The organism is Parafilimonas terrae (assembly GCF_900115755.1).
GTDB lineage: Bacteria > Bacteroidota > Bacteroidia > Chitinophagales > Chitinophagaceae > Parafilimonas > Parafilimonas terrae.
The window spans coordinates 339,792-365,815 of the sequence record NZ_FOXQ01000003.1; the positions used below are offsets into that span (position 1 = coordinate 339,792).

Genomic DNA, 26,024 nt, shown 5'->3' on the forward strand with positions numbered 1-26,024 from the left:
CCCCTATGTGAGAAAAAATTATCATGCCCGGTTTCATTGCTGCTGTTACGATGACAAACTTCTTCCGCGATAAATATTGATGGCATTTATATACATATCCCTGTAAGTAGAGAAAACATATTTCACCACATTAGAGAATTGTAACTGTATCTCTCTTTTCATAACAAAATACCATATTGTAAACCCAATTCCACCGGCAATTAAGGTAGCAATAGCTGCGCCATAAAACCCGAAAGATTTTAAACAGATGTAAGAAATAACCAGGTTAATTGCCAGCGAAACCGTGTTAATTACAAAACATAGTGACGGCTTGCCAACAGAATTAAGCAGGTTAGCTGCCTGGTTCTGCATGGGCCGCATTAAACCTGTAATCATATACAATTGCAGGATGGGTGCAGCCTCAACATATTTGGCACCGGCAATTATAGTAATAACAAACTTGGGAAAAATAATAATAAATATAGCCGCAGGCGTGGTAAAAGAAAGCAGTACGCCCACCATTCGCTCATAAAGATATTTTATCTTATTGCCGCCATCAGCGTCAGAAGAGGCCTTGGATATTTTTGGAAAAATTATATCGGCCGCAGCATAAGAAGGAATATCAACCAGGCCATTAATTTTTGAAGCTGTATTATAAAAAGCAACAGCGCTGTTTGATATGAAAGCAGCCGTCATCACCTGGTCAACGTTTGAAAAAATATTTGACATAACACCCGATCCAAAAATATAGCCGCCATACCCAAAAATCTTCTTAATAGATTTTTTTTCCGGCCTGAAATTATGATTCAGGTATTTTCTGCTGTATATATAAAGAACTATTGACCCGGCCAAAATACTTATTGATAAATAAGCGGCAAGATGTGGCAACAAAAAAGGCTTGCCGGTTAAAAAATGAATAGTCAAACACAGGAAAAAAAGTACCTGCCTCACCAGGTAACCAACAAGCACTCCTTTAAAATCAAGATGCGATTGCTGTATTGCTTCAAAATGAGAAAAAAATACCATGCAGATTAAGCCGGGTATAAACCAATATAAAGTGGCAGTAAGGCCAGCCCCGGCATTAAGTTCGGTACTCATCCAGTCAGAAAAAAAGATAAGAAAAATTATGAACAGCAATGTTATTAATACATTAATGAGGAAGGATGATGATGCAATAGATATTTTTTCATTTAAATCTTCACTGCCACTTACGTATTTTATATGAGCATTTTTCAACAGCCCGCTTTTGGTTGCCTCAAAAACAGAAGTAACTGTTAAAAATAAGGCCCAGGTGCCCATCTCTGCAGTGCTTAATGCACGCGCTAATATTATGAAGTTTATCAGCCCGAAAAAAGTGAGTGAAAATCGTTGCAGGATGCTATAAAAACCAGAGCGGATCCAGTAGGAGGAAAAATAACGTTTCAAGTGTCGGATATTAAATTCTTTTAAGTAATGGTACGGATAAAAAACTGTTCAAACTTAGTTCAAAAACACATATTGCATAAGAATTAAACCTAAATTGACGGCGAAATAGTTATATTTTTTGTTTAACGTAAATTAACCGGCGTAAAAGCAATTTCCAGGTAATGAAACGCCCATATAAAATGTATTTTATGCACCGGAAAAATATACAGCAGGGAGGCCTTCCGAAGCAAATTCGGGACAGGCATGAAACGATTGAAAAAACAAATTCGCACGTATGAAAAACATTGTTATAGCGCCTTGTGGAAATAAATCGGATATGTTTTACAAGCACTGGCTTGATCAAAAGGAAATAAAAAATTTTGACCTGTGCCTGCTTTTTTATCATGAAGAAATTAATGATCCAGGCTTATACAAAGATGCCGACTACTTTTTTCATTTAAAAGATTTTAAATACCACATGCTGCATAAACTATTTACCGAAGTGCAGCCTGCATGGTTACAGCAATATGATTATTTCTATTTTTTAGATGATGACATTAAAATTGATACGCAGCATATAAATAAAATGTTTGCCTTAAGCGCCGTGTTTGATAGCTGGATAAGCCAGGCCAGTCTTTCAAAAAACTCTTATTGCAGTTGGCCAATGTTTAAAACACAGGATGACAGCTTTTGCCGCTTTGTTGGGCAAATTGAAGTGATGGCGCCTTTATTTAAAGCCGATGCGCTGATAAAATGTTTACCCAGTTTTACAGGCAATAAATCAAGCTGGGGCGTTGATTCCGTTTGGTCAAAAATCCTGGATTACCCGGAAGATAAGCTTATTGTTTTTGATTGTATTACCATGGAACATACACAACCCGTTGGAGGTGGTGAATTGTATCAGAAAATAGGAGTTGACCCTAAAGAAGACTGGGAAAATATCACAAAAGCATTCGGTGCAAAAAAGCAAAACTATAAAGAATATGGCAGGCTTGCCATTATTAATAAAGACCATTACCTGTTTAATTTTTTAGGCATAAAAGGCAAAGAATTTTTCAGAACACTTCAGCGGCATGTTAATGATTATGATTTACCGTCAAGGGTAAAAAGCTGGTTTAATAAATTGAATAATTCACTGAACATCGGCCAAAACAAAAAGAATTTATGAGCAACCCTTTTATTTTACTGTTATGCATTTTATATGCTAATTATTTTGAACAATATCCAAAGCAAGATCTAAATCAAAATTTACCTGTAGCAGATTGGGCTGTTACTGATTCAAACTGGCAAAAAATAACATTGAAAAAACCTGCGTGCAGGGGCAAAAAAATTTATATACAAAAAGGAAACGACAATGGCGTTTACCTGGATGGCAATTCACTCTTCTATAGACCTGGTGATACGCTGGTGCTAAAAGCTTCCAACAATCCTTATTCTTATTTTTCAATAGGTAATTTTCGTGGCACGGAGAATTGCCCGCTTACTATTATTAACGAAGGCGGGCAGGTAACCCTGAGCAATGGAATGGCTTTGGAAAATTGCAATTATATTAATATTACAGGCGCAGGTTATTCTAAAGAGCAATATGGATTCAGGATTGAAGACCCTGCATCAAACGGTGTGGGAATAGATATTCATGGAAGATCGTCATTTATAGAAGTGCAGCATTTTTTTATTTACAAAAAAACTTATGGCCTTTGGGTAAAAGAAGAAGGAAGCTGCATTGATTCCCTTCAATATCCAAACTGGACGATCAGCAATATTTATATTCACCATAATAAAATTATAAAGATGAACCAGGAAGGCATGTACCTTGGTTCAACAGACCCAAACGGTTTAAGGCAAATTGCCTGCAATGGGAAAACCATCAATCCAAAACCATTACGGCTTGGCAACATAAAAGTGTATAATAATATTATTGACAGCACCAACCGTTCGGGCATACAATTATCCTGCGGCTCGGGCATGCTCAATGAAATTTTTAATAACACCGTTACAAATTGCGGTTTTGAATTTAATACATCGCAGGGCAACGGCATTAGCCTTGGCGGCTATACGCAAGCCAAGGTGTATAAAAACAATATAGACCATACTTATGCGCTTGGCATACTTTGCCTGGGCAGCGGTAAAATTTTAATAAGAGATAATATTATAAATAACAGCGGTGAACTAAGCAATCAGAAGGCAGGCGGAATGGCCGGTATTATGGTTGATACGAGGCCTACAACACCAGCAGAAAGCACACAGTTTTTTATACTGAATAATAAGATAGGAAAAAATACAGATTACGCTATACGGGTTTACCGCACAGTTGATAGTTATGCCAAAGGAAATATTATCTGCAATAACACAGGCAATGTAAAAGTGGATAAAGCAGTTAGCTGGATCAGCAACTGTGCTTCAAAAAAATAATCAGTTACAACAATCAGTTTTTTAATAAGAATACCTTCTGAATGGTTTATAATTTTTTTCTGTGGCCAATGCAATCATTGGAAGGTCATCGGGTGAATCGCCGTAAGCATAAATTCTCTTATATGTAGAAAGCTGGAAATTCTTTTTTATGTGTTCTGCTTTCTCTTTGCCAGAACAATTGCGGCCTTCAATTTTACCGGTAAGTTTTCCATCTTTTACCTGCAGCCTGGTGGCAATGCAGGAGATATTATATTTTGAGCACCAGGGTGCAATCCAGTTTTCTGCCGAAGCAGAAATTACAACAACAGGCGTATTATGCTGAAGATGTTTTCTTATTTCAAGCAGCGCACTTTTATTCAGTATTCCAGGTAATTTCTTCTCAGTAAATTCTGCACAAAGCACATTGAACTTTTTTTCGTCGAAATTTTTTAAGAAATAAGCAAGCAAAATTTCTTTGGCGCTGTGATTTGAAATCAACCCCATTTTATAAGCAATGATTATGGGAGATAAAATAAGAATACCTGTATAATAGCTGAATTTTCCTTTAATAAATTTCAATACTTCGGCAAGGGAATCTTTCGAAGTGATAGTTCCGTCAAAATCAAAGAAGGCTATATCCGTAGTTTGTATTTTTAAATCGTCAGAAATCATAAATTCTTTTTCTTAAATATATTTTCAGGAATTGATTTTATAATCATCATTATCCATTTCCAAAACCATTTTACATAAACAACATTTTGTTTTTTCCCTATGGCTTTTTCCACGGCGGCAGCTACCTGTTCTGTATCAGCTGTAAGCAATGGCGGTAATTTTAATTCAGCCGTCATTTTTGTATTTACAAAACCCGGCAAAACACTTACCACATGAACTTTATGTTTATACAGGCGGTTCCTCAGTCCTGATAAGTAAGCCGTAAAACCAGCCTTTGCGCTGCCATAAATATAATTGCTTTGCCTTCCCCTCTCTCCAGCCACAGAACTTATACCCACAATAGTGCCGCTATTCCGTTCAGCAAAATCTTCTGCCACAATATTTAAAACAGAAACGGCGCCGGTATAATTGCTATTAATTATCTTCAAACTCTCTTCCCAGTTTTTGCTGGCAGCCAGCGTATCGCTCATATAACCAAACACACAAATAACAATATCAGGCTTTGGTGATAAAGACAAATAAAATGATGAATGTGTTGCAAAATCTGTTGCATCAAATTCATATATGGCACAGTTTACACCATATCGTATAGAGATATCAGATTGTAAAGCCTGCAAACGCCCTGCATTACGCGCCGCAAGCTGAATATTATTTCCTTTTGCAGCCATTTTTCGGGCAATGGCTACGGCCATGTCTGATGTGGCTCCTAATATTAAAACTGTTGACATAATAATTTACGCTGTCCGGTTTCTTTTTTATTTATCGGCTAATGAATATATGGCATTACAATCTAAGTTGATGCCCTGTATAGTAAAGCAGCGAATAAGGCTGCTTTAAATTATGTAGTTAATTCCAACCTGTCTGATTGAACAGAACGTATTTTATTTGTAGGGTTGTATTTATTTACGATCTTTCTGAACTCACTTAATTTCGGGTAGCCTGCCCTCAACACTTCGGGCTTCATGCGTGCATCTTTGCTCATATATAAACGGCCGCCATATTGCAATACAACCTGGTCAAGCTCATCTAAAAATTCAAACAAACCTTTTCGCACAGGAAAATCAAGCGCCAGCGTATAACCTTCTTTTGGAAAAGAAATGATACTATCCTGCCGGCCAAACACTTTTAACACAGCAAGAAAAGAACCAAGACCCTTATTACTGATGCGCTGCAATATTTCTACAAGGCCCTGCTTTGCTTCAAGCGGTAAAACAAACTGGTATTGCACAAAACCTTTTTTACCATAACCACGGTTCCAGTTCAATATTGCGTCAAGCGGGTAAAAGAAGGGTTCATAGCTAACTACATTATTAATTTCTTTCTTAAAATTTTTACCGTAGTATAAAAAATTGAAAAGCTTTACGGTAAGGCTATTCAGCACCCACGAAGGAAGATTGATGGGAAACGGGATACTTTTTTTAGCAGGAAGTTTTAATGGATCTGATTTTAATTTTTCAGGCAAGTCTTCCAGTTTTGCATGCTCGCCTAAAATAAGAATGCTCCTGCCAAAATGTTGCCCCTTTTTTAAACAATCAATCCAGGCCACGGAATATGTAGAATGTTTATATTCTTCAAACAAACGAATAATATCATCGAGGCTTTCAGCCTTTATTTGTTTTTGTTTTATATAAGATGTTTCAATTTTTTTCAGCCTGAATTTAACTTTTGTAATTAGACCAGTTAAACCCATGCCGCCACAGGTTGCTTCAAAAAGATCTGCATTTTTTTCGGGAGAGCAAACAATAGTCGAACTATCGGCCAGTATTAATTGCATCTCAATAATATGATTGGAAAAAGAGCCGTCAACGTGATGATTTTTTCCATGCACATCACTGCCTACTGCACCGCCAACCGTTATGAATTTTGTTCCCGGTGTTACAGGAAGAAACCAGCCTTTGGGAACAATTATTTCCAATATTTTATCTAATGTAAGGCCGCTCTGGCACTCCAATATTCCATTCACTGTATCAAAAGAAAGCACCTTATCATATTTCAAAGTACTGATGGTTTCTTCCCCAAGCGAAGCATCGCCATAACAACGGCCATTTCCACGCGGGATAAAGTGAATGCTTTCTTCTACCAACTGTTCCAACTGTTCATCAAAACTAAAACTGCGTTCATTACTTTCTACAACAGGATAATTACCCCAGTTTGCTATGTTCTTTTGCGCCATTACTTAAATATTGAAATGTCGGGTAAATAAATTATCAGGTAAAAACTTATGATCCATAACACAAGTGTTATTTGCAAAAACTTGTCTTTATATAACAGGTCCGTTGGCGAGCCGCTGTCTTTCTCAATAAATGTTATTTGGAGATAACGCATCAGCCCAACAATAACAAATAAAGATGTATAATAAAGCCTGTATGTGTTCCAGTGCTGCATTACTTCGGGTGAAATAGTGTACATAATATACGCTATGATGATAATACCGGTAAACAATGAAAGCATGGCATTTAAGAATTCGAGATTGTAGCCTTTAATAGCTTTGCGCATATCAAGCCCCGAATCAAGTTTAATTAAAACATCGTCCCTGCGTTTTGCAATTGCCATAAACATGGCAAGCAAGAACACCATTATCATTAACCATTGTGATATACCAATTACTGCAATTACACCGCCGGCTTTAATCCTCAGCACAAAACCCATTGCCACCAACACTATATCAAGCACCGAAATATTTTTGAGGCCAAGGGAATAACCGAGGTTCATTATAAAATACAGCATTAACACAAACAGGAACTTGTCTTTTACAAGCGCTGCTATTGCAATGCCCAGCACCACGCAGCTTATAAATAATGCAATAGCCGCTTTTTTAGATACGGCGCCGGAAGCGAGCGGCCTTGCGCATTTAACCGGGTGCTTTTTATCAGCTTCAATATCCATGTAATCATTAATTACATACACCGCGCTGGCAATAAATGAAAAGGCAATAAACCCTGCAAAACACAACAGCAGCTTTTGCATGTTAAATACTTCGCCCGAAAAAAATAAAGGAAGAAAAATAAAAGAATTCTTAATCCAGTGCTTTGGGCGAAGCAGACTCAGATAATGTGATATGGATTTATTATTTGCTATGGAACCTGATGTAACCATTATAATCAGCTTAAATATTTATTAATGATAGCGCTTAATTTTTCAACAGATTTTTCCCAGGTATGGGAGCCTGCAAAAACAATTCTTTCCGTTCTTAATTTATCGTTGTCTTCAGTAAGCGCTTTTTCAATAAGATCGGCGAATTCGGCAGGTGAATCTGAGAGATAAGTAAATGGTTCAAACATGCGCATGGCTTCTGTTCTCGTTGCCACAACGGCTTTGCCCATCGAGAGATATTCATCAATCTTTAAAGGATAATTGCCTTTAGTGATTTCATTTTTCACCTGCGGGTTAATGCAAACATCAAAAGCATTTACATAAGCCGGCAACTCCTGTAATTTCTTTCTTCCTAAAAAATGAATATTGCTGTAGTTGTGCAGCTTCGATTTCAGGAAATTCTCTTCTTCAGGGCCTACCAAGACAATATTTGCGTTAGAATATTGTAGGGCAATAGCTGCAATGATCTCCTCATCAAGCCTCTCAATATCAAGAACACCGGTATATCCAATAATAGGGTACGGAATATTCTTTAAATCAACGGGCATTTCATACGCAGTATCTGCATTAAAAAGCCTGGTATTGCAGCCTTGCCCAATATAGTAAGATGATGCGTTGTAACTACTGCAGTAATTAGCGTAATATTCTGAATTGGTAACAACAACATCAGCCTTTTCAATAAGTTCAGGTTCTAAAGTATCGCAATGTTTTTTCCAGTAATCGTAACCTCTTAAATAATCGCGGCAGTAATAAACATATAAAGAGGGTGATAACAACTCTTTAAGGTAATAGCCATTAAAAATATCATTATCGTTAAAGAGTATTATATCCTTAAAACCAAGTTCTTTAATTGCGGATTCTATATCTTTTGCAAAACGCTTGTTATTAACGTAGTTAATTTTTTTAAAAACGCTTGTTGAAGGCAGCCAGTTGATGGATTCTATAACAGATGCCGGAAAAAACTGCCACATATTTTTCTTTATCTTCTCCACTTTATTGCCGCTTTCCTTAACAAGGTCGTAATGCAATTGAACGCCTTCATCTTTAGTTTTTGAAACCCAGGTTTTGCGGTTCAATGGTTTATTTACATATAAAACCCTGTTATGCTCTGCAAGCCTTGAAGCAATGTCTTTACAATTGCTTCCCACATGGTAATACCATGGCTGTAAGCCAACAACAACTATGTCTTTTCCTTTCAGGGTAAGAAGGTTTGAGACTTTCTTCTCATTAACTTCCGGATATAAAACTCGCATTCAATTAAAAGAGTTAGTTTTTTGATTTATTTAACCCCTGTAATAAAATAGGCGGTGTAAACAGCCTAATGGTTTCTTTTAAAGAAGTCATTACACGGGCTTTTTTATCTTCCTTTCTATATTTGAAAATGGTGTTATGATCGGCATCGCTAACAGCAGCTTCTTCTGCCGGCCTTCCATTTGTATAATAATATAAGGCAAGTGATTTTCTTGATCTTCCTTCAGGGCATTTTACCACGTTTGGATTGCCATGCCATGAAGTGCTGGTGGTTGAGAACATTGCCATCCTGTTAAATATGGGTAGGATTGATGTACGGCATTCTTTCATATCAAGGTCCCACAATTCAAACTGGCCGCCATATTCTTCTTTCCAGTCTTCGTTTAAATATACTAACACGTTCAGCCTTCTGTCAAGTTTTGTTCTTGGATGCTTGTTGAAATCTGCATGTATTTTAAGCATACCGCCCGGTTGAATCTGGTGACAGCCACCGCCATCAAAAAATGGATCGGGGATTAAATTTTCAATCCCGGTAAGCGCTGATAAAAATTCAAGGAAGGGCTGGGAATTTAAATAATGCATGAGCTCTCTCGTGGTTTCTCCAAACCTGTACTCACCTTTTGATGCAAGCTTTATCTGGTTCGCATCATTATATTTAAAGTCTGCATTCTTAGACATGTCAGGAAATTCGCTCAACACTTTCTTTAAAACATCCTCATTAAAAAAGTTATCAAAGTAAATACTGGGAAATGGATCTGCTGAAGCATATGCATCCTTATATTGCAATGCAAATGCTTTCAGCTCTTCGGGGGTACGTGATGTAAAGTTCATAACGGCTATTTTTTTATATCGGGGCTAAATTAGAACAGTAATAAAAATTTTTATTTTCCTTTTAAGTGAATATTCCGTTTTATCCTATATGCGTGTTATTTTTAACGTTAAACGATATTCAAACTGTTTCTGTAATTTTATAATGAAATGAAATCCAATCTTTCTATTTCCCAAAACAACTGGCTAAGGAATTCAGATTTATTCATCATTATTATCTTTTGCTGCGTTCCGCTTTTTATGAGTTTTCCCTATAGGGTAAATATTTTTCTGTCCTGGGAAGGCGCTTACAGGTTGTACCTCGGCCAGGTGCCGTACCGTGATTTTGGTTTACCCATGGGATTTGGATATTGGGTGGTGCCGGCCATTTTCTTTAAAGTCTTTGGGCCTTATCTTATTTCATTGATAAAAGCACAGGTATTCTTAAATTTTATATGTTGCCTTTCTTTCAGGGGCATACTAAAAAAATTAAAACTTTCAGATGGCGTAAGAATTGCGGTAATGATTATTTTCTGCCTTTCTTATATACTCCCGAATTTTTGGCCATGGTACAATAACTCTGTTATCATCTGGCAGATAGTGGGCCTGAATTTTTTATTAGGTTTTTTAAATACTGAAGCCAGAAAGAAATATGTTTTTTTATTCTTAAGCTGTTTTTTTCTTTTTGTTTCATTTTTCACCAAGCAGGATGGCGGCTTTTTAGGTTTTGCAATTGCGGCAGCGCTTGTTTTGTATAACACCATCATCACAAAAAAATGGAAAGATATTTTTCTTTTTTTACTGCTTTATATAATCATTGCCGTACTGGTAATCTTACCTTTTACACAATACAGTTTCGGCTATTGGTTTAATCATGGCCAGCCGCCGCACACAGCAAGAATTTCTATTTCCGAGATACTGGGTGAACTTTTTAGCGCTTCACAATGGATTAAATTTTATTTTCTGTTAATCGCTATTATCGTTGCCTTCAAAATAAAAAATAACCGCAGTTTTTTAACCAACAGGAATGAAATGATTTTCCTGCTGCTTACACTGGGCATTTTAGCGGAAGCATTAATTTTTGGCGTAACAAGTTATACGCCGCCCGATAATAATATTTTCTTTCACAGTTTTGCGCTGGCATATATTATTACAGGTTTATCTGGCATTACCTTAATTAATTTCAGCAAGGTTTATTATTTTTTGGGATTGACAATATTGATTCTGTTCTGGTGGTCGGCTGGTTACTGGCAATATATTAATAGGATTGCCATGCGCATTTTTCCTTCAGAAACAGTTGAAGCAAAAAATGATTCGCTGCCTGCTGAAAATGTGATCAACCGTTACACTTACATGCTTAATCTTGATTCCAATTATTATGAAGATGAAAGCACATGGACAACGATAGATTCGCTTAAATCATTTCAAAAAATATATTTGCCGCCTTCCACTATTGCAGGCATACAGCGGTTGAAAAAAATGGATGTATTAAAAAACAATAATGCATCCGTTTTAAATATGACCGAATTAACGCCGCTGGATTATGAGTTTGGTTATAAACTTGAGACCGGCCAGGACCACCCGCTGTGGGACCATCTTGGTGTTTGCATGTTCAATAAACAATGCGATGATTATTGCAATAAAATTAAAAACAAGCAATATGATGTTGTTTTGTTTGAATACATACCATCACTTAATAATTTCTTCCCTTTCAGGATAAGAGATTCGCTGCAGGTATATTATAAAAAAACAGATAGTTTTCTTGCTCCCAGAAGGCCAACAAACGGCACGATTGAAGTGTATGTAAAATAGACGTGAACCGGCAATAGTGAAACGTGAAGAGAATTTTGTGGCTTTAAGCTGCATTATTGACGATCAGAAAGAAATAACGCCTTTCAGTTCTTCGAAGAAAACATCTTTTTTGCGTGCGGAGATGGGCACAGATGCGCCGTCGGTCATAATAATAGATGCGCCAACGCCTTTTACAATTTTAATCATGTGCCTTATATTGATAAGGTAAGATTTGTGCACGCGGTAAAAACCTTTTTCCGTAAGCAGCTCTTCAAAGTCTTTTAAAGATTTTGAAGCCACATAGCTAATATTACCGGTAAGCTTTAGCTTGGAATAGCTATCCAAAGCTTCTATATACATTATTTTACTAATGTCAACTATATCATATCCATCAGCAACATGCACTACAATCTTTGAAAAGTTTTCAGGCGAGTTAGTAAAGTAATTTTTAATAAGGCCGCTTATTTCGCCGTATTTATTTTGTTTATTCCTTACCTTTTCTATGGCGGCAATTATGTCAGATGATTTTATGGGCTTTAAGATGTAATCCATAGCGGCCATTTTTAAGGCGCGTATGGCATATTCCTGATAAGCAGTTACAAAAACTATTTCAAAATCAATTTTCGGGATTTTTGGCAAGAGCTCAAAAGAAGTATAAGGCGGCATCTGGATGTCCATAAAAATAACATCCACTTTTTCCTTCTCGATATTTACCAATGCATCATCTAAGTTGTCTGCAATCCACACAACTTCTACATTTTCGCAGCTTAATACAACGCGTTTAAGTATTTCGATATTGGACATTTCATCATCCAAAATAGCAACTCTAACGTTTCTCATAGAAAGCAATTATAACAATTTTTTCTTAAGTGAATGCAAAAACCTGCTAAATATTTTGAACAGGCAACCCTAATTCCACCAAAAGGCCTTCTCCCCCGTTTGCTTTTTTATCTACAAAGCCGATATAAGCCTTCATTGCCGAGGTTTCATTCATCATCTTAATACGCTCATTAAGAATTTTAAGCGCTGATCTTTCATAATTTGGATTACTCTGAAAATCCTGCTTTAAACCAAGGCCGTTATCATCAATTTTGCAGATTAAAAGTTTGTCGAAATGAAAATCAATTTGCAGAAAACCATTATGCTTTTTTGGCGCAAGGCCGTGCCTCACTGCATTTTCAACAAGCGGCTGAATCATCATGGTTGGTATATAAATATTTTTAGGTTCGGGAATATTATTAAGATTAATATTATAATCGAAGCTTTCATTAAAACGCAGCCGTTCCAGTTCTATATACCTTTTTATAAAAGTTAGTTCATCAGCCAGCGACACTTCAGGTTTCTTGGCATTTTCAAACATCTGCCTTAATAACAAAGAGAAATCTGATAAATAATCAAATGCTTTTTTATTCTCATTTATCATTATCAAATATTGAGCTGCACTTAATGAGTTATAAATAAAGTGCGGGTTCATTTGGCTGCTGAATGCCTTCGACTCTAACTCTATTTTATTATTTTTACGCTCGAGCCGGATATTCTTTTCAGTAAGTTTATTGTAAGTACGCCTGTAGAAATAGCTGCCTGCTGCAATAACAGCTAAAAGAATGTAATAAACAAAGATTGCAAAGGTCATAAGCTTAAGTTATCTGCGGATCACAATTAAGTCTTAGAAATTTTTTCGCTAAATAAACTTAAGTTTTTTTATTTTCAATATTATTACGTTACAAATTGTTTAACCACAACTCTTGTATTTAATCAATGTCCTGGGTACCCATATCGAAGAAAGAAACTGCTCTTTGGAATGAAAAACTAAAAAATGCAGATGCAGTTTTTAATCAATTTCCTTATTACATCGCAAATGAATACAATTCATTTTTAGCAAAAAGCTGCTTTATAAAATATGTTTGGCAGGAACAGGAAGTAGCTTATGCAGCTATCATAGAAATTGGCCTATATCCTGCTAAGATGGGCATTATCGAAGGCGGGCCCGTATTACTAACAAATGATGCAGATGTGGGCGCCATAATAAGTAACCTCAAAAAATTTGCAGCAAAATCAGGTTATACGCATTTGCAAATAAGGCCTCCTATTAATTCTCCTGCCGTAAGCATTATAGAAACAGACAATGACTTTGAAAAGAAAGTTTATTTCCCTTACCATATAAAAGAGAATAGCGAATTAAACATTTATAATAAACCCGAAAAAGAATTGCTTGCCGGTTTTAAAATGCAATGCCGGCGAAAAATTGTTTTGGCCGGGAGGGTTGGCTTTGAATATAAAAAAGCCGGCGAAAAGGAATTAGTTGATATAAAGAACCTTTTTAACGAAGTATCAAACAGTAAGGGTTATGGTTTTTTACCCTTTAAAATATATGAAGCCATTCACAAAGAAGGCAGGAAATATAATTTATGCGATTGGTACACAGCCTATTTAAATAACGAACTTGTAAATGCAGTTTTTATTGTAAAAGACAGCCAGTCGTTCTATCATTTTACAAGTGCATTAAGGGTAACCAACTATCATCCAAACGAATCTCCTCCTGCCAAACTGCATTTTTTTGCCATGCAGGATAGCTTTTATAATGATAATAAAGCATACTATAATATAAGTTATGGCGGCAGCAACAGTTTAGTTAGGTTTAAAGAATTATTCAACCCTGTGGAAGTTGAAAAACCCCCTTATTATACGTATGTGATTAAAAGAAGAACATTGAAATGGCTTTCCGGATTTTCAAAAAATTATGCTGCACGTTTTAGAAGCATAATAAAATCCATGGATAAATTATTTAGAAAATGAAACACATCCATTTAAATTCCAGCCTGTTTTAAAAAACGTTTTTGCTAATTTTTTAATAGCTTATCAGCTATTTCAAAGATATTTGTTTTGAAATGGCAGCTAACTGACTGCTTTAAAAAGTTTTAGATTCAAAAAATAACTTATAACACAGTGTGAAACCAGAAAAGGAAATTACGATTTACGATATTGCCAAACAATTGGGTGTATCTCCGGCCACGGTAAGCCGTGCGCTCAATAACAGCCCGTCAATCAGCACTTCCACACGTAAACGCGTAAATGCTTTAGCCGAAAAATTAGGCTACCGGCATAATACTTTCGCCAGCAGCCTGCGCCTCCAAAAAACAAATACAATTGGCGTAATCCTTCACGAATTAAACAGCTACTTTATTACTTCTGTGCTTGCAGGTATAGAAAAAATTGCATCAGAAGCTAAATACAATCTTATAATCGTGCACTCGGCTGAAAATGCTGCACTTGAAATAGCAAATGCCCGCAATCTTTTTCATAAACGGGTTGACGGTGTTATAGCTTCCCTATCATTCGATACAGAAGACATTTCTCATTTCAATCAGTTTCAAAGTAAAAATATACCCGTTGTTTTCTTTGACCGCGTTTTTGAAAACAGCGAGAGCACAAAAGTTATTATCAATAATTTCCAGGCGGGCTATGATGCCACCAGTCATCTTATACAACAGGGTTGCAGGCGTATTGCACATGTTACCTCCAGCCTTAAAAGAAATGTTTATGCCGAAAGAATGAGGGGCTACAAACAGGCTTTGCTTGATAACAAATTGAAGTTCGATGAAAAGCTTGTGATAATTGACGGTTTTAAAGAGCAGGACGCCACCCGTTCGGCAAAGCATATCTTGTCTATGAAAACTTTACCCGACGGCCTTTTTATTACCAATGATTTTTGTGCAGCCGTAATAATGCAAATATTGAAAGATGCAGGTGTGCGTGTGCCGGAAGATATAGCGATTGTTGGTTTTAATAACGATAGTATAGGCAAAGTTGTAAGCCCCAAACTCACTACCATAAATTATCCCGGCTTTGAAATGGGACAGGTTGCAGCACAAAGCCTTATTAATCATTTAAAGGGGTTATGGAATATAAACCTTACCAACACTGTGGTAATAAAATCGGAGCTTATTATCAGGGAGTCATCCCTTAAATCAGGTAAAACAGCATAGGTTTTTTATCTGTATTAGAATGCACTTATCTTAACTAAAAGCTACAGATTAATGATAATATTGCATAAATCTTAACCCTTAAGTTTACTATTTTTGCAATTCATTTTTTAAAAGTCTGTTTTCTCATGAGTGTTACTCCAAAATTTGCACAGCTAAAACCATCTTTTCATGCTGAATTAAAAAAACGTATTGCTAACTATTTTGAAACTACCGGCAAATCGACTGCTGGTAATTACGCACTTTGGACCAAAGCCATTATTTTAGTCTCGACACTTATCTTCTTATATATACACCTGGTTTTCTTTACGCCTTCAACATTCTGGGCTATAACTGAATGCATATTGCTTGGCGGCGCTGTTGCATCAATAGGTTTTAATATTATGCACGATGGCGCTCACGGCAGTTTCAGCAAGAGCCCTGTTTTAAATAAAATGGCTGCCGTAACGCTTGGCTTTTTGGGTGGAAGCCATTTTATGTGGAATGTTAAACATAATATTATTCATCATGCTTATACAAACATTGATGGCGTGGATGATGATATTGACGCAAAGCCTTTTTTAAGAATGGCATCAACTCAGAAGAAGTATAAATTTCATCGTTTCCAGCATTGGTATTTTTGGTTTTTTTATTGCTGGCTGTATATATACTGGATTTTCTTCTCTGACTATAAAAAATATTTTACCCGCAAAATAGGAGATATACCACTGAAGAAAATGACGATAAGCGATCATGTTTATTTTTGGCTGTATAAGGTAGTAAGCCTCGCAGTTTTTATTGTTATACCTATGATTAAAGTGGGCGTGGGCGATACCATTATTGGCTATTTAATAATGACGCTTGTTGCAGGTTTTATTTTAAGTATTGTGTTTCAATTAGCGCACACAGTTGAGCACACGCATTTCCCAATGCCGAATGAGGTTTCCGGCAAAATGGAAGACGAGTGGGCAATTCACCAGCTAAAAACAACCGCCAATTTTGCAACAAGAAATCCTGTTATTTCCTGGCTGGTAGGCGGCCTGAATTTCCAGATTGAACACCATTTATTTCCTAAAATATCGCATGTTCATTATCCTGCCATCAGCAAAATAATAAAGCAGGCATGCAAGGAATATAATATCACTTATGTTGAATATCCGCGCATGTACCAGGCAGTTATTTCGCATGTTTCTTTCCTGAAACAAATGGGAACGGCGTAACGAAGTTTTAAAGCCCACGGGTTTACATGTTCATTAGTTTAATACACAATTAGCATGTAAACTCCCTGGCTTCGTGAATATTCAAATTTTCTAAATCTTAATCTTTAACGAGTACAAAATAATACCTGTCGCCACGGCGGCGTTCAGCGATTCTGCATTGCCAATTTTCGGAATAGATATTTTCTTTTGAATATAAGGCTGAATATTTTCCCTGATACCCTTTCCTTCATTGCCAATTATCACAAAGCATTCTTCTGTTTTTTTGATAGCTGAAACCGCTTCCCCGTCAAGCATAGCGCCATAAACGGGTATTTTATTGGAATACAGAAATCCGTCTAAATCAGTATAAATCATATTTACACGGGCTATACTTCCCATAGTTGACTGCACAACCTTTGCATTATATATATCTGCCGTGTCCGGCGATGCTATGATATTTTCAATGCCAAACCAGTCTGCCGTCCTGATGATAGTTCCAAGATTGCCGGGATCCTGTATGCCGTCAAGCACCAGCGTTATTTTATTGTTGAAATCAGGGCTTTGACGCAGCTTCTTTTTTTCAAATACCGCAATAACTTTGTTTGGTGTTTCGAAGTTTGATATTCTTTTTAAACCTGCTTCATCAACTTCTATAACATCTTTTATATCGCTGTTATCAGCAGCCCATTTTTTAAGCGCATAAATTTTTCGTATCGCAAATCCCGACTGTATTAATTCGTCAACGACCTTTACACCTTCGGCTACAAAACAACCTTCATTATCACGGTTTTTTTTATGGCCTAAACTTTGGATATATTTGGCCTCATTCCTGCTGAGCATTTAGATATGATTTTGAGTAGAACAAAGATTATAAATACCTTATTTTTTTTAGCCTTTATTTTTTTATTGCAGTCCTGTACCGAAGAAAAGTTCCTGTTTGCCATTAACCGCGTTAAAGTAAAAAATTATCCTGTTGACACACCTTTCGTGTATAGCAATAAGATAAATATAGATGGTAAAATAAGCGGCGAAGAAGAAACCCGGTTGCAGGAAAATCTTGTAAGTTATTGGGCTGATAGTTTATATGCAAGACGGGTTCAAAAACTGGGTTACCGTTATATTTTGAGAAATCCGCCTGTTTTTGATTCCACTTCTATAAATACTACGCATGATTTTATGAACAGCTTCCTGTTTTCGCAGGGATATTTCAACACCGCCATAACTGATACTTTCCATATAGATACTGTGTATAAAGGCAAAAAGCCGCCTCAGTACCGTACAACTGTAGAAATGAATATTGATGTTGGCAAGCGGGTAATTATAGATTCATTTGGGTATGACCTTCAGGATGAAATGCTGCAGCGCATTGCTAAAAACACAGTTAAAGCAAGCAAAATAGAGCCGGGTAAAACACCTTATTCAAAAGAAGTTTTAGGGGCTGAATTAGACCGGTTAGTGAATGTTTACAGAAACAGGGGCTATTTTTTGTTACAACGCAATAACCTGGCAGCCCTGGTTGATACAGGCAATATTGCCCTGCTTAACCTAACCGTTGACCCTTTTGAACAGATGCATATAATTGAACAGGCGCAGCAAAAAAAACTTGAAAACCCCACAGCCACCGTTACCATACAGCAACGCCGGCTGGCAGATACAACCAATTCTAACCAGGATACTTCTTTTCTCAAAAGGTTTTATACCGGCAGAATTTATTATTTTCCCGAAACTTATATAACTGAGTTACCTGATACCATTTTAAATCATACTGAAAACTTTCGCGTACAAAATTTCAGAAATTACTCAGTTTATTACAGGCGCGGCTCATTCAAACCAAAAATGTTCCGGCAGCTTAACTTCCTTAGATCCGAGCGCATGTATAACGACAACCTGTTTTACAAAACGGTAAATACCTTAAATCAGATTGGCGCATGGAAGCAGGTAGATACAAGAACCATTATAAGAGGCGATTCACTTGACATATATTATTTTTTATATCCCGACAGAAAACAAAATATAAGCTATAACCTTGAAGCCAGCCGCAATACCGGCGATGTATTGACTTCTTCTAACTTTTTCGGCCTGGCATTAAATACTACCTATCGCAACAGGAACGTGTGGCGCAATGCGGTACAATCGTCCACCAGTTTTGTAAACGGCGTTGAACTCAGCCTTAATCAAAGCCAGGTGCAAAATAATTCGCTCTTCCAGGCATTTCAAATTTCGCTTGGTCAAACGTATAGTTTTCCCCGGGCATTCATTCCTTTTAAAATAAAACGGCCCGGGCGGTTCGATTTTGGCCGCACCGTTATAAGCGCCAATGCCTCTTATGCCGACAGGCGCGATTATTTCCGTTTGCGCTCTTTTGTGGCCGATTACGGTTATGACTGGAAAAAGCGGAATAAAGTATGGCAGGCACGTTTTCCAAATATCGAATTATACTCTTTGGATACTTTACCAAGGCTCGTAGAAGCTTTTGAACAAAACCCTTTTTTGCGTAACTCTTTCAATACGGGAAAAGTAATCAGCGCCAGGGGAAGCCTGATTATAACCTATCCCGGCAAAACAAACGTCACTAATTATGTGCGCTTTTCAAGCGAGCTGAGCATACCCGGGTTATATAAAATAAACGACAGGATATATCAATTTGTAAAAGCAGAAGCTGAATACCGTAAAACGATCAACCTGCACAGAACTGTGCTGGCCACACGTGCTTTTGCAGGTGTAGGGTACAACTATCATGTATCTCAAAGCCTGGGCATAACCCTGCCTTTTTATAAACAATTTATTGCCGGCGGGCCAAACAGCATGCGGGCCTGGGGCCTGCGGCAACTAGGCCTTGGTTCTTCTTTGCTAAGCGATACATCTTCCACTTTCAGGGACAGGTATGGAGATATGCAACTGGAAGCAAATGTGGAATACCGCTATCCTATTGCACATTATTCAAGCCTTAACCTTAACGGCGCTTTGTTTGTGGATGCGGGCAATATATGGAATGTGCGAAAAGATCCCAATAACCCTGAAAGCGAATTCAATATAAGCCGGTTTGGAAGAGATATTGCCATAGGCGTTGGCACCGGTCTTCGTTTCGATTTTAATTATTTTTTAATAAGGGTTGATATGGGCATAAAACTAAAAGACCCTGCACGCCTTGAAAATAATGGCTGGCTCGATATTCCAAATTTCACCTGGCGCAATCATGAATTTGACAGGTATGATGTAAATGGAAAACTCATTGGCTCCAAACGAAATAATTATGCCATACAGTTAGGCATTGGCCTGCCCTTCTGATGCCTGTTTCATTTTGTTTATTCTTTCCTCAAACTGTAAAGGCAGCATGGCATCATTAACTGAAAAACTGCCAATGCGCGTTCTTCTCAGGCTGCTCAGATAAGCGCCGGCGCCAAGTATTTTACCAAAATCACTTGCAAGGCTTCGTATATAAGTGCCTGTTGAACAAACAACTTTAAACTCAATCACCGGCAACTCAATTTTAGTAATGTCGAAAGCGCTGATGGTTATTTTCCTCGGCTCAAGCTTTACTTCATGTCCTTTGCGGGCCAGCAGGTAAACAGGTTTACCATCTTTTTTTATAGCGGAATGAATAGGTGGCGTTTGCAATATTTCCCCGGTTAATGATTGTGCCGCCTGTTGCAAATCTGCTTCTGTAAGATGATTTATTTCTTTAAAATCAGCCGGTTCGCTTTCAAGATCAAATGTAGGCGTTGTGGCGCCAATAGTAAATGAGCCGGTATATTCCTTTTCCATTCCCATATATTCATTAATCTTTTTGGTGAACCTGCCTGTACAAATTATAAGCAGGCCGGTTGCAAGTGGGTCTAAAGTGCCGGCGTGGCCCACTTTTGAAACGCCGGTAAGAATTCTTATTTTTTTAACAGCGTCAAAAGATGTCCAGCGTAAAGGCTTGTCAATCAAAATAACCTGTCCATCCAGGAATTCCTGCATTGCTTCGTGCACCGGTTTTTGTTTCATAAAAAGAATAAATGAATTAAAATATCTGTACAGAATTTTCGTTTTTACAGGCGGTAAATTTAATGGTATAGCTTTTGCCAATATCGCAACGTTTAAACTTTACGTTCAAAATATAATCTCAGTGCTGAAAACTTGTATATGAATTTATCAGGAAAGCTTTTATCCATACCTTTTATAATTTTACTGTCTGCACTTTTTTTAATCACTTCATGCCTTAAAGAAAATTCCACCCGCCGTAGCAACCGCAGGGCGGAGACCTATAAAAACCTGCAATATGGAACGAATACAGATATAAATAATAAACGGGTTGACCTAAAGCTGGATGTATATGTGCCCGAAGGCGCTGCTGACAACCAAACATTTCCCATGGTGTTGTATGTGCATGGCGGCGGGTTTAGCGAAGGCGATAAAAACGGTGCATCAGCTTTAATGCTAAAATTTGCCGATTCAGGTTTTGTCGCCGTTTCAATTGATTACCGACTCATTCCTGAAGATGGCAGCAGCCCCTGCACCGTAGATCCGCTACAAACGCAATACGCTTCTTACATGGCAGTTCAGGATACAAAAGCCGCCCTGCGTTATATGGTAGCAAATGCGGCAGCCTATCATGTGGATGCTTCAAAAATTTTCCTGTCGGGCAACAGCGCCGGCGCCGTAACTGTTTTAAATACGGTTTATCTTTCCCAAAGCGATTTCAGCAACATGATCCCCGGCGTGGAAATTAAGCTGGGCAGCCTTGACAATTCTACCAATAGCCTCACCAATACATACACCATCAGGGGCATAGCAGCCAATTCAGGCTGCCTTCCCGACCCATCTTATATAACAGCATTAAATGCGGTACCCATGATTTTTTTTCACGGTGAAAAAGACGAAGTCATCCCGGTTGATAAAGGCCATACTTACGGTTGCGACAATACTCCGTTCGTTTATGGAAGCGAAAGCTTATACACCAGGGCCTCCGCGCTGGAAACGGCGGCAGTAGTGCATATTGACCCCGGCGGCAGTCATTTGCCTTACAATTCTAATTTCCTGGCAATTAATGAATCATGCTTTTTTAGCAGCATACTAAGTGGCGCGCCCGAAAGCGGTTATTACACAGGCAATGAATCCAGTTGCCGGTAGATTTTTCATTTTTAAAAATTGAATCCATACTTTTGCCGCCCTATTAAAAAGTAAAGTATGGCAACAACATCAGATATTTCCCGCGGCATGATATTGAAACTCGACGGAAGCCTTTATTCCGTGGTTGAGTTTGGTGAAAATAAAACAGCCCGTGCCGCCGCAAAGGTTTGGGCCAAATTAAAGGGCGTTGATAACAGCCGCACCATTGAAAAAACCTGGAACAGCGGCGAAAATATTTTTCCTGTAAGAGTTGAAAAGAAAGCATACCAGTTTTTATATAAAGATGATGGCGGTTACAACTTCATGGATAATGAAACTTTTGAACAGGTGGCTTTGCCGGAAAGCATGATTGATGCGCCGCAGTTTTTAAAGGAAGGTGGTGAAGTTTTCGTAAGCATCAATACCGAAACCGAGCAAGCTATTTCGGCTGAACTGCCTGAAAAGATTGCTTTAAAAATAACCTATACAGAACCGGGACTGCGTGGCGATACCGCTACCCGCGCTTTAAAAGCAGCTACGGTGGAAACCGGCGCAACTGTTCAGGTGCCGTTATTTGTAAACGAAGGTGAAGTTATCCGCATCAACACAAAGACGGGTGATTATGTTGAAAGGGTGAAAGAATAATACGGTTTAATATATTAAACTGAAAGCGTTTTATTTCTGCTGAATAAAACGCTTTTTTATTATAAGCATGATTGGGAATTCAATAATGAAGTTGGGCCCGCCCTGTAATATCCGGGAAAAACCGGCTTTCGTATTTCGATTTTTTACTTTCGTCTCATTTACTTTTGATTTTCCTTAATAAATACCGAATATGCGGCAAACAGCAAAATAGCGTAATCTGTTTATATCTCTTTAAATAAAAATATTGGTAACCAACAGATTTATTGCGCATACCGCTTAATTTTAAGGCCTTTCAAAATCATAAAAACTGCATAGCCACATGAAGAAATTGCTCGTATTTGCCACACTAACTGCAATTGTAATTGCATATTATTCCTGCAGCAATAAAAGAAGCGAAAAACCCCGGGTGCTTATTTTCAGTTTAACAAAAGCGTTTCATCACGATGCCATCCCGGAAGGCATTGCGGCCATTCAAAAGCTTGGCCAGGAAAATAATTTTGATGTGGACACTACCACAAATCCTGAAATGTTTACCGACAGCACGCTGGAAAAATATTCAGCCGTTATATTTTTAAGCACTACCGGCGATGTGCTCAATTACAGGCAGGAAGCGGCTTTTGAGCGCTACATACAAGCCGGCGGCGGATATGTGGGCGTGCATGCTGCCGCAGATACCGAATACGACTGGGGCTGGTACGGAAGGCTGGTTGGCGGGTATTTCTACGATCATCCCGGCATTCACGATACAGCGCATAATGTGCAGGAAGGCGTTTTGGAAGTAATTGATCAAACCAATAATGCCACTAAACATTTGCCCAAACAATGGAAGCGTACCGATGAATTTTACAGCTTTAAAAAATTCGATTCTGCCAATGTTCATGTATTAATTACGATTGATGAAAACACGTATAATGGCGGCAAGCGAATGGGGTATCATCCAATGACCTGGTTTCATGAATATGATGGCGGCCGTTCATTTTATACCGCCCTTGGCCATACAAAAGAATCATACACCGAACCAGATTACCTGAAATTATTACTGGGCGGCATCCAGTATGCAATAGGCGATAACCTTAAGCTGGATTATGCCAAAGCCAAAACACAAAACCCGCCGGATGCAGACCGGTTTGTAAAAACGCAACTGGTGGAAGGCGAGTTTTTTGAGCCTACGGAAATGACCATTCTCCCCAACTTTGATATATTGATTGCGCAGCGCCGCGGCGAATTAAAATTGTACAAAAACGATACGAAGAAAGTAAAGCAGGTTGGTCATCTCGATGTTTATTGGCACACCAATACACCCGGCGTAAATGCAGAAGAAGGTTTTCTTGGCCTTGCCAAAGACCCCAATTACGCAAAAAATAACTGGATATACATTTATTACAGTCCTATCGACACTTCTGTAAACCGGCTTTCCCGCTTTACATTTAAGAACGATACGCTTGATATGGCTTCAGAAAAAGTGATCCTCGATGTGCATTCACAGCGGGAAATATGTTGCCATACCGGCGGCTCCATTGCATTTGGGCCTGACGGTTTATTATATCTTTCTACCGGCGATAATTCCACACCGTTTAATGAGCCGGGCGTGAAATATGTTTCCAACAGCTTTGCCCCGCTAAATGATATACCCGGCCACCAGCAGTACGATGCCCGCAGGTCTGCCGGCAACACCAATGATTTGCGCGGTAAAATTTTACGCATACGGGTAAAAGATGACGGCACGTATGAAATCCCCGACGGGAACCTTTTTCCAAAAGGTGAAGACAGTACACGCCCCGAAATTTATGTGATGGGCGACCGCAATCCTTACCGCATTTCTGTTGACCAGAAGAACAGCTATTTATATTGGGGCGAAGTGGGGCCTGATGCCAATAACGACAGCCTTGCAACACGTGGCCCCCGCGGCTACGATGAAGTGAACCAGGCACGCAAAGCCGGTTTCTTTGGCTGGCCTTTATTTGTTGGAAATAATTATGCTTACCATGAGTATGACTATGCAACCGGTAAAAGCGGCCCCGCTTTCGATCCGGCGCACCCGGTAAATAATTCACGTAATAACACCGGTCTTAGAAACCTTCCTCCTGCAAACCCTGCCTTTATATGGTATCCTTATGCGGCTTCGCCCGATTTTCCGCAGGTAGGCACAGGCAGCAGGAATGCAATGGCCGGCCCGGTATATTATACAGATATGTTTCCCAAAGAAACAAGGCTGCCGGATTATTATAATGGCAAACTGCTTATTTACGACTGGATGCGTGGCTGGATAAAAGCTGTGACCATGTTACCAAACGGAGATTTTGATAAGATGGAACCTTTCTTTGAAAATATCAAGCTGAGTAACTGTATTGATATGGAAGTTGGACCGGATGGAAGAATATATTTACTTGAATATGGCTCCGGCTGGTTCCAGGAAAACCCTGATGCCGGTTTGGCAAGAATTGATTACATATCCGGCAACCGTGCGCCAAAGATTACTTCGGTTAAAGTAAATAAAGCCACAGGCGCACTGCCATTTAACGGCACAGTTACAGCAGAAGCACATGATCCGGAAAATGATAAAATAACTTATTACTGGAACCTTGGTAATGGTACTGTTAAAGAAACCACCACGCCGCAGCTTGATTTCAGCTATACCACGGCAGGCGATTACAGGATTACAGTTACAGCCAAAGATCCTTCAGGCGATTCTTCTGTGAGCGAACCTGTAGCCGTTTATGCGGGCAATGAAACGCCGGTTGTAAATATTCAGCTTAATAATCCAAACAAATCATTCTATGTGCCTGGCAAGCCTGTTGGTTATACGGTAACGGTTACCGATCCAAAAGACACTTCTAAAATTGACCCGGCCAATCTTTTTGTTTCGGTTGATTACATTGAGAACTACGGGCAGCAGAAATTTGTTAGCGGCACAGAGCTTGAAACAGCTCCTATCGCCGGTAAAATACTCACACAAACACTGGATTGTAAAAGCTGCCATAAAGAGAATGAAAAATCTATCGGCCCATCTTTTATAGAGGTATCGCAGAAATATGCAAAAGACCGCAGGGCAATGAATTACCTCATACAAAAGATTATTAAAGGCGGTGGTGGCGTTTGGGGAGAAACCGTAATGGCAGCCCATCCCAATCTTCCGCAAAGCGATGCCCGGCAAATCGTGGGCTGGATATTATCGCTCTCCGGAGAACATACCGGTAAAAAATCATTGCCGGCTAGCGGTACCATTGTGCCGCCTGCCGATGCGAAACCCGGCGCTGCCATGGTGCTTTCTGCAAGCTATACCGACAAGGGCGGCAACAACATTAAAGCTTTAACCGGAAGAAGCGTAGCTGTACTGGGCAGCAATACTGTTACATTTAAAGGCACCGAGAAAAAAGAAGGATATTCAACCTTTAGTTTTAACGGTACTAATCTAATGGTGTTGCCTCTGGAGCAGGGCTGGTTTGCATTGGATAGCATCGACCTTACCGGTGTTACAGCCACAACGCTGATGCTTGGCTGGCAGCTTCCGCCAAAATATGGTTTTGATTTTGAAGTAAGACTGGATGCGCCCGATGGAAAATTATTGGGTAAAGGCAAATTAGCGCCACCGGCAGGCAAACAGAATTATGGTATGGCTAATATAAAATTGGAGCCGGTAACCGGTTCAGGCTATCATACAGTCTATATTGTTTCAAAAGCTGCTGATGCAAAGGAAACGGCAAGAGCCGGTATTACCTATGTACAATTTAAATAG

General features: G+C 38.6%; 21 protein-coding genes. 10 read left to right on the forward strand and 11 right to left on the reverse strand.

The genetic code is table 11. The features are described 5' to 3' along the window. Positions 1–45: 45 nt before the first annotated feature. The gene (locus BM015_RS07765) at positions 46–1,404 is read right to left on the reverse strand and encodes a flippase (protein ID WP_090657001.1); all 1,359 of its coding nucleotides are present in this window, start codon (positions 1,402–1,404) and stop codon (positions 46–48) included. Positions 1,405–1,678: 274 nt separating this feature from the next. Here BM015_RS07765 and BM015_RS07770 point away from each other — a divergent pair, with 274 nt between their 5' ends. Next, positions 1,679–2,551: a hypothetical protein gene (locus BM015_RS07770; protein ID WP_090657003.1), complete on the forward strand. Its 873-nt coding sequence runs from the start codon at positions 1,679–1,681 to the stop codon at positions 2,549–2,551. Then, positions 2,548–3,795, forward strand: a complete 1,248-nt coding sequence (locus BM015_RS07775) for a right-handed parallel beta-helix repeat-containing protein (protein WP_090657006.1) — start codon at positions 2,548–2,550, stop codon at positions 3,793–3,795. Before BM015_RS07770 ends, BM015_RS07775 begins: the two co-directional genes overlap by 4 nt. 21 nt (positions 3,796–3,816) lie before the next feature. Here BM015_RS07775 and BM015_RS07780 read toward each other — a convergent pair whose 3' ends face one another. From BM015_RS07780 to BM015_RS07805, 6 genes are all read right to left on the reverse strand, one after another. Continuing rightward, the gene (locus BM015_RS07780) at positions 3,817–4,446 is read right to left on the reverse strand and encodes an HAD-IB family hydrolase (protein ID WP_090657008.1); all 630 of its coding nucleotides are present in this window, start codon (positions 4,444–4,446) and stop codon (positions 3,817–3,819) included. Further along, the gene (locus BM015_RS07785) at positions 4,443–5,174 is read right to left on the reverse strand and encodes an SDR family oxidoreductase (RefSeq protein ID WP_090657010.1); all 732 of its coding nucleotides are present in this window, start codon (positions 5,172–5,174) and stop codon (positions 4,443–4,445) included. The genes BM015_RS07780 and BM015_RS07785 overlap by 4 nt, the downstream gene beginning before the upstream one ends. A gap of 110 nt (positions 5,175–5,284) precedes the next feature. Continuing rightward, a complete protein-coding gene (locus tag BM015_RS07790) occupies positions 5,285–6,619 on the reverse strand; it encodes an FAD-binding oxidoreductase (RefSeq protein ID WP_090657012.1) in 1,335 nt (444 codons plus the stop codon). Then, on the reverse strand, positions 6,619–7,542 hold the full coding sequence (locus tag BM015_RS07795) for a UbiA prenyltransferase family protein (protein ID WP_090657014.1): 924 nt from the start codon (positions 7,540–7,542) through the stop codon (positions 6,619–6,621). The genes BM015_RS07790 and BM015_RS07795 overlap by 1 nt, the downstream gene beginning before the upstream one ends. A gap of 5 nt (positions 7,543–7,547) precedes the next feature. Then, positions 7,548–8,792, reverse strand: coding sequence for a glycosyltransferase (locus BM015_RS07800; RefSeq protein ID WP_090657016.1), 1,245 nt, complete (start codon positions 8,790–8,792; stop codon positions 7,548–7,550). Positions 8,793–8,805: 13 nt separating this feature from the next. Then, positions 8,806–9,621: a 2OG-Fe(II) oxygenase gene (locus BM015_RS07805; protein WP_090657018.1), complete on the reverse strand. Its 816-nt coding sequence runs from the start codon at positions 9,619–9,621 to the stop codon at positions 8,806–8,808. A 147-nt stretch (positions 9,622–9,768) separates the two neighbouring features. On the opposite strand from BM015_RS07805, the gene BM015_RS07810 reads away from it, so the two are divergent. Further along, complete coding sequence (locus tag BM015_RS07810) at positions 9,769–11,409, forward strand: hypothetical protein (protein WP_143075789.1); 1,641 nt, start codon at positions 9,769–9,771, stop codon at positions 11,407–11,409. A gap of 63 nt (positions 11,410–11,472) precedes the next feature. Here BM015_RS07810 and BM015_RS07815 read toward each other — a convergent pair whose 3' ends face one another. Both BM015_RS07815 and BM015_RS07820 read right to left on the reverse strand, forming a co-directional pair. Next, complete coding sequence (locus BM015_RS07815; protein WP_090657022.1) at positions 11,473–12,228, reverse strand: LytR/AlgR family response regulator transcription factor; 756 nt, start codon at positions 12,226–12,228, stop codon at positions 11,473–11,475. A gap of 46 nt (positions 12,229–12,274) precedes the next feature. Beyond that, positions 12,275–13,021, reverse strand: coding sequence for a sensor histidine kinase (locus tag BM015_RS07820; protein ID WP_090657024.1), 747 nt, complete (start codon positions 13,019–13,021; stop codon positions 12,275–12,277). Between the two features lie 125 nt (positions 13,022–13,146). Between BM015_RS07820 and BM015_RS07825 the strand changes: the two genes are divergently transcribed. The 3 genes from BM015_RS07825 to BM015_RS07835 all read left to right on the forward strand — a co-directional run bounded on the left by BM015_RS07825 (position 13,147) and on the right by BM015_RS07835 (position 16,570). After that, a complete protein-coding gene (locus BM015_RS07825; RefSeq protein ID WP_090657026.1) occupies positions 13,147–14,184 on the forward strand; it encodes a hypothetical protein in 1,038 nt (345 codons plus the stop codon). Between the two features lie 152 nt (positions 14,185–14,336). Further along, positions 14,337–15,374, forward strand: coding sequence for a LacI family DNA-binding transcriptional regulator (locus tag BM015_RS07830; RefSeq protein WP_090657028.1), 1,038 nt, complete (start codon positions 14,337–14,339; stop codon positions 15,372–15,374). Positions 15,375–15,499: 125 nt separating this feature from the next. Then, a complete protein-coding gene (locus BM015_RS07835; protein ID WP_090657030.1) occupies positions 15,500–16,570 on the forward strand; it encodes a fatty acid desaturase family protein in 1,071 nt (356 codons plus the stop codon). Between the two features lie 90 nt (positions 16,571–16,660). Here BM015_RS07835 and BM015_RS07840 read toward each other — a convergent pair whose 3' ends face one another. After that, positions 16,661–17,389: a TrmH family RNA methyltransferase gene (locus BM015_RS07840; protein WP_090657032.1), complete on the reverse strand. Its 729-nt coding sequence runs from the start codon at positions 17,387–17,389 to the stop codon at positions 16,661–16,663. 66 nt (positions 17,390–17,455) lie between these two features. On the opposite strand from BM015_RS07840, the gene BM015_RS07845 reads away from it, so the two are divergent. Then, positions 17,456–19,837, forward strand: coding sequence for a BamA/TamA family outer membrane protein (locus tag BM015_RS07845; protein WP_143075790.1), 2,382 nt, complete (start codon positions 17,456–17,458; stop codon positions 19,835–19,837). Here the strand turns inward: BM015_RS07845 and truB are convergent. Next, a complete protein-coding gene (gene truB, locus BM015_RS07850) occupies positions 19,814–20,539 on the reverse strand; it encodes a tRNA pseudouridine(55) synthase TruB (protein WP_245751283.1) in 726 nt (241 codons plus the stop codon). The genes BM015_RS07845 and truB overlap by 24 nt on opposite strands. Before the next feature lie 138 nt (positions 20,540–20,677). Between truB and BM015_RS07855 the strand changes: the two genes are divergently transcribed. From BM015_RS07855 to BM015_RS07865, 3 genes are all read left to right on the forward strand, one after another. Continuing rightward, positions 20,678–21,664 (forward strand): alpha/beta hydrolase, encoded by a 987-nt coding sequence (locus BM015_RS07855; RefSeq protein ID WP_090657036.1) that lies wholly within the window; start codon positions 20,678–20,680, stop codon positions 21,662–21,664. 57 nt (positions 21,665–21,721) lie between these two features. Then, positions 21,722–22,288: an elongation factor P gene (efp, locus tag BM015_RS07860; protein ID WP_090657038.1), complete on the forward strand. Its 567-nt coding sequence runs from the start codon at positions 21,722–21,724 to the stop codon at positions 22,286–22,288. A 319-nt stretch (positions 22,289–22,607) separates the two neighbouring features. Then, positions 22,608–26,024 (forward strand): ThuA domain-containing protein, encoded by a 3,417-nt coding sequence (locus BM015_RS07865; RefSeq protein WP_090657039.1) that lies wholly within the window; start codon positions 22,608–22,610, stop codon positions 26,022–26,024.